The sequence below is a fragment of the Methylosinus sp. Sm6 genome (genome assembly GCF_019802345.1).
Taxonomy (GTDB): domain Bacteria; phylum Pseudomonadota; class Alphaproteobacteria; order Rhizobiales; family Beijerinckiaceae; genus Methylosinus.
The window spans coordinates 1-14,320 of record NZ_JAINDZ010000045.1 but is presented as its reverse complement, the minus strand read 5'-3'; the positions used below and the strand labels follow the sequence as shown (position 1 = coordinate 14,320).

Here is a 14,320-nt window from a genome sequence, read left to right as displayed (position 1 = left end):
AATAGCTATATAACTGTCAAGCGCGCGCCTGGGCGCCGCCCTTCAGAGACGCCCGCTTCGCCGGAAATAAAGGTCGCGGGTTGATTTGAATTTCGCAATTGCGCCAGAAGCGGTCGTTCCCGAGAATGGCTCGACGGAATTCAATCGACACATTAACTTCTGCTTGTCACGGAATTCAAGGTTGTTATGAATGAATTTCCTGCCTCACGCTACGACCTTTCTGAAAGGACGGGCATGCTCATCTTTATTTTGATGTTCGTATTATTTGTCGTTCCGATGTTCCTGCCCAACGTGGAGGTGGTTACCATTTTTCTCACATTTTGTCTCGCGACGGCTTATTTTCTCTGGCCATCGCTCCCCGATGCAGCATCACAACAGGCCGGCCCCTTGCTCATGAGAATTCTCATCGGCCTTACCGGCTTCTCGGCACTCACGGGGGGCATGTTAAGAGTGATATTCCTTTGGGTTGGATATTCCAGACGACGCTGAGGGAGCATCTGCATTTGGCGCTCTGTCCAAAGTCGGGGCACTTTCCTCGAAGGTTTTAGGGCTTCTATTTCCGCTCTCCAGAAGGAAAATCGTACCAGAAGATGACGAATGCGCAACTTGCGTCGCATATCGTTGCGACGCGCGGCGAATTAGCCGTGATACCGTGAAAGGGAATTTGCGCGCATGCGGCCTGTAGTTTTCGCGCGGATGGCTCGGCTTTTTCCTCTCGCCGCCGCATTCTTGCTCGCGGCCGGCTTCGGCGCTTGGACCGAGACTAGCCTTTCTGGATCAGAAACTTGGGAGTTGGCTGAAGCATCCAAATATCCCGACCCACAATTGGTCCGTTTAAATATACCGAAGCGCTACGCCTATCACACGCCTGATTCAAGCGGACCACACAAAGGTCCGATGTATTTTTTTGCTTTCTACCCCGACTTTAGTTCGGTAACCGACCCGCAAAATGCTGACGTCAATCCGTATCGATGCCCAGGGTATTGCAACGGACTTCTCATCGTCTACCTGGAAAATGTGGGTCTTCACCGGGGAAATACGTCAGCTACGGAATTATTTGCGCATCATTATCTGCGCAAACGTGCTGCAGGAGATATAGCACACGATGACGGACGATCAACTAAATTTATCGAACAACCGCCTAAATTTGGATTTGACGTCATATTTGACGAAGTAACAACTTACATAGGCAAAATAACTATTAATAATAAATATATGATTAAATATACCAATGACAAAACATCATACAGTCTTGTCGCAGAATGCAATATGTATGCTAACAATAACAAATGCCATCTGATTTTCTCTCCGCAATGCGCTCCAGAGATGGAGGTAGAAGTCGGTCCATTGGAGTATTCAAAAATGGAACTGTCACTAGATATTTGGAATCGGGCCGACAAATTTATCTCGGCCATGATTCAGAACGATAACTGCAAGCCTAAGTGAGCGCAGCACAACCTCGTAAAGTGCTGCTTCAAGATCGAACGGACAAATACTGCTTCGATGTATTTTATAAGCTCCTTGGCGGTGTTGGCTTCGCGAACGCATGGCGGATTTTCAACGGGTAGCACAAAAGATGAGCGTGAATGTCGCGTGTCACCTATTCCCGAACGTCTCCTAAGGGTCAAACGACGAAATTCAAACTGACCCACCAGAATAAAGAACTCCGAACGCCCGAGCGCGCGGAACCGCGTGCTCGGGCAATTGCCGTTCGCCTATCCGAAGACCGCCGAGCCGGCCGGTGCCGACCCGACGGCGCGCCCTTTCGACACGCGCGTGATGCGCAGCGGCAGCGCGCCCTTCGGCCGCGTCGCGAAGGTCGGCGCCAGCTCGAGGCGATGGCCGGGAACCGTCTCGAAGCGGAACTCGCGCAGCAGCGTCGCGACGATCGTCGCCATTTCGGTGAGCGCGAAGCCCATGCCGACGCAGATGCGCGGGCCGGCGCCGAAGGGCAAATAGGCGTAACGATGCCGCGCCTTCACCTTCTCCGGCGCGAAACGATCGGGATCGAAGCCGGTGGGATCGTCCCAGAGCTTCTCGTGCCGATGCAGGCACCAGGTCTGCACATAGACCGGCTCCTTGGCGGCGACGCGATGCGGGCCGAGCGTCGTATCCTCCCGCGGCTGGCGGCCGAGCGCGGCGAAAGGCGGGAACAGCCGCATCGACTCTTGCAGGACCTGCCGGGTGAACGCCAGCTGCTCGACCGTCTCCGGCGTGATCTCGCCGGCGCCGGCGACGCGCTCCGCCTCCTCGCGGGCGCGCTCCTGCGTCGCCTGATCCTTGGCCAGCAGCCAGAAGGTCCAGGCGAGCGCGACGGCCGATGTCTCATGCCCGGCGAGCAGAAAGCCGTGCAGATTGGCAACGAGCTCGGCGTCGGTCATGACCCGCCCGCTCTCCGGATCCTTGGCGGAGAGCAGCAGGCCCATGATGTCGCGCGTCGCCTCGGGTCGGGCGCGGCGCTCGGCGAGGAGCTTGGCCGTCTCGTCATGCACGAAGCGCGAGCCGGCGCGCGCGGCGAGCAGGCCCGGATAGGGCGTCCAATCCGGCGGCAGCCGGAACATCACGGCCAGCATGCGCCAGGCGAAGCTCCCGAGCACCGGCCGCAGCGCGGCAATGAAGCCGTCGCTGTCGAAATTCTCCGAGGCGCCGAACACCGCCTTCTCGATGACGGCGAAGGTCGTGCGCGACATCGCTTCGGTGATCTCCACCTCGGCGCCGTCGCCGAGGCGGCGCCATTCCTCGCCCTGCGCCTGTGCGCAGCGCACGAAATAGGGGACCAGAGCGAGAATATTCTCATAGCGGAAGGCCGGCGAGATGGCGCGCCGCTGCCACTTCCATTCGGCGCCTTCCGAGAAGAACAGCGTGTCGCGGTCGACCGGCCCGCGCAACGCCTTGCTCGCGATGTCGTCGCGGCGAAAGGCGTCGGCGCGCGTGACCAGCAGCTCCTCGATCAGCTCGGGGCTGACGACATAATGCATGCGCGGAAAGAAGGGCCAGAGTCCATCGGTGGAGAAGAAATCGGTTCGATAGGCTTCTGCCGGGTAATTCTCGAGGTAATTGCGCGACACCGCCAGGAAGGACGGCTTCTCGCGCGGCGTGAAAGGCGTGAAGTCCGGATCGTGGAACATAAAGCCTCCTCTGATTGCGGCGGCGCGTCGCGCTCAGCGATCGACCTCTCCGAAAACGACGTCGAGCGACGCCAAGATCGTGGCCACATCGGCGAACATATGGCCTCGGCACAAGAAATCCATCGCCTGCAGATGCGCGAAGCCGGGCGAGCGGATCTTGCAGCGATAGGGTCGGCCTGAGCCGTCGGCGACGAGATAGACGCCGAGCTCGCCCTTGGGCGCCTCGACGGCGGCGTAGACCTCGCCGGCGGGAACCCTGAACCCTTCGGTATGGAGCTTGAAATGATGGATCAGCGCCTCCATCGAGCGCTTCATCTGCGCGCGGGGCGGCGCGGCGAGCCGCGCATCGGCGACGGGGCCCTGGTTCCGCGCCTCGAGCAATTTGCTCGCGCATTGCGTGACGATGGCGGCGGACTGGCGCATCTCCTCCACGCGGATCGCAGCGCGATCGAAGCAGTCGCCGTGCTTGCCGACCGGAACGTCGAACGCCATCTCCTCGTAGCATTCATAGGGCTGCGCCTTGCGCAAGTCCCAGGCGGCGCCGCTGGCGCGCGCCATCACGCCGGAGAAGCCGAACGCCCACGCCTCTTCGAGCGAGATCGTCCCGACATCGACATTGCGCTGCTTGAAGATGCGGTTGTCGAGCACGAGCGCTTCGATGTCGTCGCAGAATTTCAGGAAAGGGCGGCAAAATGCGGCGATGTCGGCGACGAGCGCGTCGGGCAGATCGCGCGCGACGCCTCCGGGACGAAAATAATTGGCATGCACGCGCGAGCCGCTGGCGCGCTCGGAAAAGCCCATCAGCTTCTCGCGCTCGTCATAGGCCCAAAATTGCGGAGTCATGGCGCCGACGTCGGAAGCGAGCGCCCCGATGGCGAGAAGATGCGACAGGAGGCGGCCGATCTCGCAGAACAGCACGCGGATGAGCTGCGCCCGCCGCGGCGGCGCGACGCCGAGAAGGCGCTCGATCGCGAGGCAGAAGACATGCTCCTGATTCATCGGCGACCAATAATCGAGCCGGTCGAAATAAGGGACGCTCTGCAGATAGGGGCGCGCCTCGATCAGCTTTTCGGTCCCGCGGTGGAGAAAGCCGATATGCGGATCGGCGCGTTCGACCACCTCTCCGTCCAGCTCGAGCGCGAGGCGCAGCACGCCATGCGCGGCGGGATGCTGGGGGCCGAAATTGAGTGTGAAATTGCGTAAGGACCCGTCCGCCATGAGATGCGTCCAATGCAGTATGAAATCGCAGAGGCCGGGCTGTCGCCTCGAATTCCATACCATACCACCTAGTATCTTTGCGGCAAGGGGCTTTTTGTCGAAACGGCGTCTATAAGTCCCGGAACGGCGACATCGGAACGCGAATGACGAGCGGACGCTTCAAGAAAGAGGATTGGTTGGCGCTCGGCGCGAAGCGTCTCGCCGAGGAGGGGTCGTCGGCGCTCACGATCGAGCGGCTGACGGCGGCGGCGCGTCGCACCAAGGGCAGCTTCTACCATCATTTCGCCGATCGGGACGCCTTCCTGCGCGCGCTCATGGAGCGCTGGCGCGTGCAGGCGATCGACGTCGCCGGCGCCCGCTTCGCGCAGGACGCCTCGCACAAGACTTGGCGAAAGCTGCTGCGCGCCGGGGTGTTCGAGATCGATTTCCGCTTCGAGCGGGAGGTGCGGCGGCTCGCCGCGAGCGAGCCCATCGTCCGCGCCGTGCTGCAGGAGGTGGATTATTCGCGCATCCATGGCCTCGCCTGCCTGCTGACCCAGATGCGCCCGGACATCGACGACCCGCAGGCTTTCGCCTGCATCCAATATGCGACCGTCATCGGCCTGCAATGGCTGATCGACGACCCCTCCGATCCGCGCGCTTTCGCCATTTCCCGGGTCGGAAACCGGCTGTTCGGCCTGGACGAGCCGGAGGAGAGCTGATTCGGCGCGGCGAGGGAGGCGGTTGCGTCCTTCGCCGATTGGCGGCATTTAGGAAAAATCCTGTCACCCGACGGCCCCTCCGGGCCCATCCCGAGAGCGAGAGAGAATGAGCGCGACCGAGACCTCCTCCACGAATTGGCTGCCCGACGCGAAGGCGGCTTTCGCCTCGGTGGAGGCGCTCTACGCCCAAGCGCTCGCCGCCGTGCGCGCCCGCGTCGCCAAGGACGGCAAGCTCTCCAATGAGCTGATCGAGACCGAGCAGCACGCCGCCCATGGCCTCTCCTGGTTCGCGACCTATGTGCAGGGCCTGCGCGAATTGCTCGCCTATGCCGATCGCCTCGTCGCCGAGGGCGCCTATGGCGAGACCGAAAATCTGCTCACCCGCATCGCTTTCAGCGAATATCTCGCGCAAGTGTTCGGCGGCATTCCGATGAGCCAGGGCGAGTTCGTCCGCCTCTCGGATTTCGGCCTCACGCCCGCCGATGTCGCCGCGCGCCGCATCGCCGAGGTCGATGCGCTGATCGCCACCGGCTCCACCGCGCCGAACCGCGCGCGTCTCGCCGAGCTGATCGACCATCACGAGGCGGCGGAGACCATCGGCGCCACCGGACTCGACGAGACGCTGGAGGCGATCCGCAGCGAGATGCGCAAGTTCGCCTCCGACAATGTGACGCCGCATGCGCATGAATGGCATTTGAAGAACGACTACATTCCGCTCGAGGTCATCTCCGGCCTCTCGGAATTGGGCGTCTTCGGCCTCACCATTCCGGAAGAATATGGCGGCTCCGGCATGGGCAAGATCGCCATGTGCGTCGTGTCGGAGGAATTGTCGCGCGCCTATATCGGCGTCGGCTCGCTCGGCACGCGCTCGGAGATCGCCGGCGAATTGATCCTCGTCGGCGGCACCGAAGAGCAGAAGCAGAAATATCTGCCCAAGATCGCGTCGGGCGAGATCCTGCCGACCGCCGTCTTCACCGAGCCGAACAATGGCTCCGATCTCGCGAATCTGCGCACCCGCGCGACGCGCGAGGGCGATGTCTACAAGGTCGTCGGCAACAAGACCTGGATCACCCATCCGGTGCGCGCCGATGTGATGACGCTGCTCGTGCGCACCAATCCGAACGAGAAGGGCTATAAGGGCCTCTCCATGCTGCTCGCCGAGAAGCCGCGCGGCACCGACGAAAATCCCTTCCCGGCCAAGGGCATGACCGGCGGCGAGATCGAGGTGCTCGGCTATCGCGGCATGAAGGAGTTCGAGATCGGCTTCGACAATTTCGAGGTGCCGGCCGAGAATCTCCTCGGCGGCAAGGAAGGCAACGGCTTCAAGCAGCTCATGGAGACGTTCGAATCCGCGCGTATCCAGACCGCGGCGCGCGCGCTCGGCGTCGCCCAGGCAGCGCTGGATTTGGGCCTGCGCTACGCCAAGGAGCGCATCCAGTTCGGCAAGCCCTTGTTCTCCTTCCCGCGCGTCTTCGACAAGATCGTGAATATGGCGATCGAGATTCACGTCGCGCGGCAGATCACCTATTTCGCCGCGCGGGAAAAGGACGAGGGCAAGCGCTGCGATCTCGAGGCCGGCATGGCCAAGCTGCTCGGCGCGCGCGTCGCCTGGGCGGCGGCGGACAATGCGCTGCAGATTCACGGCGGCAATGGTTTTGCCTTGGAATATCCGGTCTCCCGCGTGCTCTGCGATGCGCGCATCCTCAATATTTTCGAGGGCGCGGCTGAGATTCAGGCGCAGGTCATCGCGCGGCGGCTGCTGGAGGGCTGAGGCGGCGAGCTGTCGGTCTCGCCTTAGCTCCCTCGCCCTGAGGAGCCCGCGCAGCGGGCGTCTCGAAGGGCGGGCCGAGGGCGAGATCGTCGGCTCTTTTCTTGCGCCGTGCGTTGGTCGGAGTTCGACGATTTCTGGCGCGGCCCGCGCTTCATCGCTTCGCGCTCTGTGTCACGCCGGTCAGCAATATCAATCCGTCGGCGAGCGTTCCTCGCCAGTTCAGATAGTCGTGACCACTCGCGAATTCCTTGTAATGAACTTCATAGCCCTTCGCGAGGAGAACGTCGCGCATCTGCCGAGATGGCTCGAGAATGGCGCCGCCGCTCCCCGAAAAATCGACCTCGAACAGCCCGGCGTCCATGTAGAACCGAATAGGCAGCTTGGAATTCTCGATGAATTGCCTGGCCAGCCAATTCGTTTCTGTTATCGGGTCTCCACCGAATCTATGGTCCGGAGCCCACCAGAACGAACCTGATTGACAGAGGACGTTGCCGAAAATTTCCGGATGGCGAAGCGCGGCATAAGTCGCGGCTATGCCGCCGAGACTCGACCCGGCGACGACGGTCCGGCCAGGCTCGGCGGCTACGCGGTAATGGGCGCGGACCCATGGGACCAACTCATTCGCGAGAAAATCAGCGAACGTCGGATTCGGGGACAGTTCCTTCACCCGCGTTTCCTGGCTCGGATTGGCGATCAGGACAGCGATCGTCGGTCGAATCGACCCGGCCGCAATGAGATTGTCGAGAATCGTGGGAGTCGGAACGCGGTCGATGTAGGCGTTCTCATCGAAAAGGACGAGAAGATCGGCGGGCGCCCCGCCTTTCTGATAGGCGGCTGGCGTATAGATCGTGATCTTGCGTTCGTTCCCGAGCAAATCGCTCTTGAAGAGCGTGTGCTCGACCTTCCCTTCGGGGACGCCCGGCCTCTTCGATATCCAGGGCTGCGGAGCCGCTCCCGGCAGTTCCGCCATGCTCGAATATTCGTGAACGCCCGCCCCCGGAGCGTAGTTCCAGCTCTTCTTGGGATTGAGCGGGTCCGCCTGCTGGGTCGCCGCACGCTCGGCGGCGCGCGGCCCCTCGAGAACCAGAGGATCGTTGATAGAAAGCGTGTAAGCGAAGCGTGCGCCGGCGGGAAGTTTCAGCGTCAGACGCCACACGTCCGTGTCGGGAATGTGATCCATCAGATAATCGGCTATCGGCCGGCTTTGAGACGGGCCGAGCACCACGACGTTTTGTGTCGTCGCATCTCCCCGCCACAAGAACGTCGCCAGCTGATGGGCGTCGTCATTGGCGATCGGCGTGACCAGGGGCGTTCCAACCTGCGCGACCTGTCGCCAAAACCGTTCGACGGCGCCCGGCGAAGGAAGCTCCCGCTGTAGCGCTTCGATTTCTGGAACCGCGTAGGGGGAGCGGCCTGTCCCGAGCCTCATCCGCTCAGAGAGCGGCAAAACATGATCTACTCGCAAGCTGAATGTTCCGGCTTTTTCACCGGCGTGGCCAGAATTGTCTGCCGTTTTCAATTGAATGGTATGGACCCCATCGGCGTCGGCGACGAAGGCGAACTCTCGCTTCGCGCCGTCCACATTGAATTTTCTCGAACGGGAGCCATTCGGCGCGAGAACCCAGATTTGGCTGCCAGAGCCGCGTTCTTCGAGCGTCGCCTCGATGTAATCGCCCGCATGGAGCGCTAGCGCGTAGCTCTGCGCCCTTCCGAATTCGAGCGTCCCTTCCACAGGCTCGCCAACCTCGAGCGCGCTCGTTGTCGTTGCCGCGAAGCATCCGAACAGGAAAATTGCGAAAGGAATGAGCTTTATAAGAAGTGCCGTCATGACTATCTCCTCATAAGCAGATACACCTACATAAGATGATCGTTCAATCGCTTTTCCGAGGCTTCGCTCGTTCTCCGGCGACGACGCGACCGGCGTTGGACGGACTTTCAAACTGCTCCAGCGCGCGCAAGTCGCGGCGTAGGATCGGCTCGAGCAGACGTCACCCGCACGAGCCATTCAAGCCGAAGCGCGGTTCGGGCGCTTTGCTCGATGGGACAAAACCCACGTCGTCGCCACGCCAGGACAATCGATCGCGATAGATCAGCCTGAACTCCCCGATATAGTTCAAGCCCAGGTAATATTTCGATGGAGGCGGCTGCTGCTGCGGCTCGCCGGTCTCCTCTGGACCCGGCGCGAGAACCGCGGAGCCCGGATCGATGGCGTCTCGCTCCCGCCAGTCTCGAAGGCGGAGGCCGATCAAAACTGCAGCTCTTCGTCAAATATCCGGCGCGTGCGTCGAACTCGGAGCCTCCGAAGATATGGCCGAGGAAATATCGCGTTCCATCGGCCGAGACGTAAACTGTGACGCCAGCGTGGTCAGGCCTCTGCCCTATCTCCGTCTCGCCGCTGGAGCCACGAAAGACCGGAAGCCATCCGCGCGAAAATCGAAACTCGTCCGTCCGCTGGAAGCGGCCCCAGTCGATCGAATAGGTCAGGCTGTACCCGCCTCCGAGTTCGATCGTGACCGAACGTATCCAATAGCCGCGCCACATCGCGCCTGCGCCCACAAATAGAAAAGCGCCAAGCAGAATCCGACGCAATCGTTTTGATGAACGGAACTTCGCGACGAGCATTTTTCTTCGAATCGAAATGTATGACCGCTCACGAAGCCGCCTCCTCGGCGGATCGTGATCTGCGCGGCTCTATCTGCGCCGACGCAAGAGCCGGCGCCGAGCGAAAGCGCGGCATCGGGCCGCGCTTGCCGTCGCGCAGAACGGCTCCCAGATGATCCCTGTAGGGCCGTTCAACGAAAGACCAACAACATGACCAATATTGCGGTTCACAACGGAGCCTGGGTTCTCGTCGGCGACGGCCGCAGAGCCCTTTTTCTGCAAAATCACGGTGATCCGGACCTCATCGACCTGCGCGTCGTCGAGGCGCGCGTCGACGAGAACCCGCCGACCCGCGAGCAGGGGAGCGACGCGCCGGGCCGCGCCTTCGGCACGGCGGGAGCGCCACGCAGCGCCGTCGAGAATTCCGATTGGCACGAGCTCGAGAAGGAGCATTTCGCAAGGGAGATCGCCGAACGGATCAACACGGCCGCCGAATCCGGCGAATTGGACGAGATCGTCATCATTGCTCCGCCGCGCGTGCTCGGCGAATTGCGCCAGGAGCTGTCGCAAAAGGCCAAGGGCAAGGTGCGGGGCGAGCTGGACAAGGATCTGACCCACCATCCGCTTCCCGAGATCGAGAAGGCGCTGGCGCGGCAGTTCCGGGCGGAATAGGCCATCAGAGCGAGACGAAGGCTTCCCTCATGCCGAGGATCGCGCTCGAGGGCGCGTGAAACCTTCGTTTCGTCCCTGGCGCCAACTCTCCCCGCGGACGCTCAGCCGACGTCCGCGTCGATGAGATCGCTGCCGCCCGCCTGCGTTTCGAACAGCCGACGGTAAATCCCATTCGGCAGGCGCAGCAGCTCGGCGTGCGAGCCGTCCTCGACGATGCGGCCGTGGTCGAACACCAGGATTCGATCCAGCTGCTGCACCGTCGACAGGCGGTGCGCGACGACGATGGTGGTGCGTCCCGAGGACAATTGCTCGATCGCGGCGCGAATATGAAATTCCGACACCGAGTCCAGCGAGGATGTCGCCTCGTCCAGCACCAATATCGGCGTATCGGCGAGAATGGCGCGGGCGATGGCGACGCGCTGCCGCTCGCCGCCCGACAGCTTCACGCCGCGCTCGCCGACGAGCGTCTCATAGGCGTCGGGCAGACGCTCGATGAAGATGTCGGCATGAGCGAGACGCGCCGCCTCGGCGATCTCATAGGGCGCAGCGTCGGGCCGGCCATAGGCGATGTTCTCGGCGAGCGGCCGATGGAACAGGGTCGGCTCCTGCGCGACAATGCCGATCGCGCGGCGCAGCGACGCCTGCGTCACATCGGCGATGTCCCGCCCGTCGACGAGTATGCGGCCGGCGTCGAGATCGAACTGGCGCTGCAGCAGCTTGACGAAGGTGGTCTTGCCGGCGCCCGAGGCGCCGACGAGGCCGACGCGCTCGCCGGGACGGATGGTCACCGAGAAATCGTCGTAGAGCGGCCTGCCCGCGGCGGGATAGCCGAAGGTCACGCGATCGAAGACGATCTCGCCGCGTGTGACGACGAGCGACGTCGCGCCCGGCGCGTCGACCACCTCCGGCTCCGCCGCGGCGAAGGCGACGACATCCTCCATCTCGTTCACCGCGCGCTGCAGATTGCGCACGTGCTCGCCGATGTCGCGCAGATAGCCGTTGATGAGGCCCTGAATGCCGATGAGGCTCACGACGTCGCCGGTCGTCATCTCTCCCTCGGACCACAGCAGCAGGCCGCAGCCGAGCAGCGCCGCCTGCATGACGATGAGAACGATCGCCTGCAGCAGCCCGACCGTCGAGCCGCGATACCAGGCGGTGAGCGTGCGCCCGGTCCATTCGGCGACGAGCGCCGCGAAGCTCTGATCCTCGCGCGCCTCGGAGGCGAAGCCTTTGACGATCTGATTGCCGGTGATGGAATCGGCGAGCCGCGCGCTCACCGCCGAATCGAGCCCCTGCGAGATTTGCGCGGCCGGGCTGATCCAGCCGAGCGACAGGCCGACGCCCATGGCGAGAAAGAGCGTGATGCCGACGGCGACCACGACGCCGAGCATCGGCCAGCGCCAGGACAACAGCCCCGTAATCGCGACGATGACGGTCGCGGCCGGGAGAATGCCGAAGATCAGCGTGTCGGTGAGAGTATCGAACGCCCACATGCCGCGCGTGATCTTGCGCACCGTGGCGCCGGCGAAGGCGTTGGCGTGCCAATCCGCCGAGAAGCGCTGCACGCGCGCGAAAGCGTCGCGCACCAGCGCCGCCATGCCATGCGCCGCGACATGGCAGATGGAGAAGGCGACGAAATTGCGCAGCATGTGAAACAGCGCCACAGTGCCGAGAAAGGCGAGCAGCGCGGCGAGCGCCGGGCCGAGAGCGCGCGGCTCCGCGGCGACGGCGTCGGCGAGCCGGCCGGAGGCGACGGGCACGAAGACGTCGACGACATTGGACACGAGACGCGCCGCCAGCATCGCAGCCAGCAGGCGGGGCGACAGGAGCCAATAGGCTGCGGCGAAACGCAGCGTCTGCCAATAAGCGGTCATGGTCGCGCGGAACGCGCCGGCGCTCCGCTCCCTGAGAGAAGAATCGAATGGACGACGCGGGAAGCGTCGCGGCTCGTTCCGGGGCGTTTCGAGGGAGTCGCGATCCGCGAAGATCGGAAGGACGCGGCGGGAGCCTGATGAAGCCCGGAGCTATGCCGGGCTCGGCGCCTGAACGATCAGGCTCGGCCCGGGGAACGACGAAACATGACGATTTTCATCATGGCGACTCCCCGATTCGAGGTGCGGCGGCCGCGTCGGCGGCAGGCGATATTGCGGCGCAATATAGCGTGACTATTGGAGCGAAACGCGTCCACTGTCAACCTGGAGGTCGCTCCTTCGCTCTTGAAGGTCGCTCCTGAAGGTCGCTCGGCGCAGCTCCGCCGAAGGCTCAGCGAGGACCTTTCGGCGCGTTTCCGGGGCCGGCGGGCGGGCCGATTTGCGGCGGATCAGATTGGCGCGCAGCGCGGCGGCGAGCGCTTCGGCGTTTTTCTTGCCCGCGCCCGCGCCCTTGGCGGGCGCGCCCGAGCCCTTGTCGTCCTTCTTCATGATCGTACCCGACGGCGCTTTTTCCTCGCGCGGAGTGGCGCGACGAGGCGCTCCTGTCAAGCCGGCTAACGTGAACTTTGCCATTGTGCCATAATTTCGGCGGACGGCGCGATTCGGCGCCGAACTCTCACGAAAAATCCGATGGCGGGTCGGCAGCCCCGCCACCGGAGGAGGGCTGCCATGGCTTTCACGCGTCGATCTTTTCTCGCCGGCCTCATCGGATGCCCGCTCTGCGCCGCTGCGGCGCGCGCGGAAGGGGCGCACGCCCATTGGTCCTACGAGGACCCGCAGGACTGGGGCGCGCATGACGCCGCCGCCCAAGCCTGCGCCATCGGCGCCGAGCAATCGCCGATCGACCTGACCGGGGCCGTCAAGGCCGAGGTGCATGGGCCCAAGCTGGCCTGGAAGCCGCAGGCCTTCGAGATCGTCAACAACGGCCACACCATTCAGGCGAACGCCGCCCCTGGCGGCTCCGCGACCTTGGACGGCCGCAAATATGAGCTGAAGCAGTTCCATTTCCATACGCCGAGCGAGCATGCGATCAATGGCGAGCGCCGCGCGATGGAGGCGCATTTCGTGCACGCCCATGCCGAAGGCGATCTGTTGGTGCTGGGCGTATTGATGATCGGCGGCGCGCCGAACAAGGCGTTCTCGGCGATCATGGACGTCGCGCCGAAGGAAGAGGGGAAGGCGACCCTGAGGGCGCCGATCGACGCGGCCGCGCTGTTGCCGAAAACCCGCAAATTCTACCGCTATCAGGGCTCGCTGACGACGCCGCCGTGCTCGGAGGTGGTGAATTGGAACGTCTTCGCGGCGCCGGCATCGGTCGCCGATGACGACATAACGGCGTTCAAGGCGCTGTTCCCGATGAACGCGCGCCCGCTGCAGGCCCTGCATCGCCGCGTGGTGCTGCGCAATTGACGGATGGGCCGGCGGCTCGCGCCCGGGCCGCCTCCCAATCTTGCCGTCAGTCGCCGAACACGCGGCCGATGAGCGCGCCGGGGTTCCACCAGTCCGATGACTTCTCCGCATCCGCGACGCCCTTGCCGCCCCCCACCTTCTGGCGATAGGCGGCCGGCGGCTCGGTGAGAAAGGCGCGCGTCGAGGATTGTCCGGCCGCGCGGGTCCTCGGGCCGTCGCCGGCGCCGAGAAGCGGGTCGTCGGCCTCGGTGGCGAGGGTGCAATTGCCTTCGGTGGCGGCGGCCAGGCATTTGGTGGGCCCGCGCTTCGCGCCGGGCTCATTGGGATTTTCGTTCAGTCCCGCCTGCGGCGCCGGCCTCTGCGCGCCTCGGCGCCGGGCCATCTCCTGATCCACCGGCCAGGCGGCGGGACGGGCGGACTCGCGCGACTGCGGCTCGGGAAGCTGCCGTCCGCCCGGCGGCAGCACCAGCTTGGAGCGCTCGCGATAAACGATCTTCTCGTTCTCCTCCTCGCCCGCGCCGAACAGGGAGAGCATCGAGGTGACGGTCGAGGCGTCGTCATAGGCGCGCGCCGGCGCGCCGCCCGAAAGGGCCAGAAGAGCAATCGCCAGCGCTGCGCCCGCCGAGGCCCGGCCCGTGGCCTCTTTCGCCCGTGTCATCGTCTCGACCTCCCTTGTTCGCGGCGCCGCGCCCGCGTCTCTCCCGGCCGGTCAGTTACGGCCCGCTTCCCGGCATTTTAGAGGCGCCGCCCGCCGCCCGCCATACGAAATCTCGGCAATGAAGCGACGCGACGGGCTGGCGGCGGGAACTCGGTCTAACATACTGACTCTAACTTGTTGTTGCGAGTCAGCAGTCTGTGGAGACAACGCCTCTCCATTTCAGTCTGCCA

The 14,320-nt window shown here is 63.6% G+C and carries 11 protein-coding genes; 6 read left to right on the top strand and 5 right to left on the bottom strand.

Annotation, left to right across the window (positions count from 1 at the left end; all coding sequences use genetic code 11):
• The first annotated feature begins 186 nt into the window (after positions 1-186).
• A complete protein-coding gene (locus tag K3F48_RS20725) occupies positions 187-489 on the top strand; it encodes a hypothetical protein (RefSeq protein WP_222577347.1) in 303 nt (100 codons plus the stop codon).
• A 183-nt stretch (positions 490-672) separates the two neighbouring features.
• Positions 673-1,446, top strand: coding sequence for a hypothetical protein (locus tag K3F48_RS20720; RefSeq protein ID WP_222577346.1), 774 nt, complete (start codon positions 673-675; stop codon positions 1,444-1,446).
• A 269-nt stretch (positions 1,447-1,715) separates the two neighbouring features.
• On the opposite strand, the gene K3F48_RS20715 is transcribed toward K3F48_RS20720, so the two are convergent.
• Both K3F48_RS20715 and K3F48_RS20710 read right to left on the bottom strand, forming a co-directional pair.
• A complete protein-coding gene (locus tag K3F48_RS20715) occupies positions 1,716-3,128 on the bottom strand; it encodes a cytochrome P450 (RefSeq protein ID WP_222577345.1) in 1,413 nt (470 codons plus the stop codon).
• A gap of 33 nt (positions 3,129-3,161) precedes the next feature.
• The gene (locus K3F48_RS20710) at positions 3,162-4,346 is read right to left on the bottom strand and encodes an NADH-quinone oxidoreductase subunit D (protein ID WP_222577344.1); all 1,185 of its coding nucleotides are present in this window, start codon (positions 4,344-4,346) and stop codon (positions 3,162-3,164) included.
• A 143-nt stretch (positions 4,347-4,489) separates the two neighbouring features.
• Here K3F48_RS20710 and K3F48_RS20705 point away from each other — a divergent pair, with 143 nt between their 5' ends.
• Positions 4,490-5,047 carry a TetR/AcrR family transcriptional regulator gene (locus K3F48_RS20705; protein ID WP_222577343.1) on the top strand — a complete coding sequence of 186 codons (558 nt, stop codon included), beginning with the start codon at positions 4,490-4,492 and terminating at the stop codon, positions 5,045-5,047.
• A 106-nt stretch (positions 5,048-5,153) separates the two neighbouring features.
• Complete coding sequence (locus K3F48_RS20700) at positions 5,154-6,818, top strand: acyl-CoA dehydrogenase family protein (protein WP_222577342.1); 1,665 nt, start codon at positions 5,154-5,156, stop codon at positions 6,816-6,818.
• 151 nt (positions 6,819-6,969) lie between these two features.
• Here the strand turns inward: K3F48_RS20700 and K3F48_RS20695 are convergent, their stop codons facing one another.
• Complete coding sequence (locus tag K3F48_RS20695; protein WP_222577341.1) at positions 6,970-8,757, bottom strand: alpha/beta hydrolase-fold protein; 1,788 nt, start codon at positions 8,755-8,757, stop codon at positions 6,970-6,972.
• Positions 8,758-9,629: 872 nt separating this feature from the next.
• Here K3F48_RS20695 and K3F48_RS20690 point away from each other — a divergent pair.
• Positions 9,630-10,091: a host attachment protein gene (locus K3F48_RS20690; protein ID WP_222577340.1), complete on the top strand. Its 462-nt coding sequence runs from the start codon at positions 9,630-9,632 to the stop codon at positions 10,089-10,091.
• Between the two features lie 101 nt (positions 10,092-10,192).
• On the opposite strand, the gene K3F48_RS20685 is transcribed toward K3F48_RS20690, so the two are convergent.
• Positions 10,193-11,965, bottom strand: a complete 1,773-nt coding sequence (locus K3F48_RS20685) for an ABC transporter ATP-binding protein (protein ID WP_222577339.1) — start codon at positions 11,963-11,965, stop codon at positions 10,193-10,195.
• Positions 11,966-12,691: 726 nt separating this feature from the next.
• Here K3F48_RS20685 and K3F48_RS20680 point away from each other — a divergent pair.
• A complete protein-coding gene (locus K3F48_RS20680) occupies positions 12,692-13,432 on the top strand; it encodes a carbonic anhydrase (RefSeq protein WP_222577338.1) in 741 nt (246 codons plus the stop codon).
• Between the two features lie 46 nt (positions 13,433-13,478).
• Here the strand turns inward: K3F48_RS20680 and K3F48_RS20675 are convergent, their stop codons facing one another.
• Positions 13,479-14,090 carry a hypothetical protein gene (locus tag K3F48_RS20675; protein WP_222577337.1) on the bottom strand — a complete coding sequence of 204 codons (612 nt, stop codon included), beginning with the start codon at positions 14,088-14,090 and terminating at the stop codon, positions 13,479-13,481.
• Between the last annotated feature and the right edge of the window lie 230 nt (positions 14,091-14,320).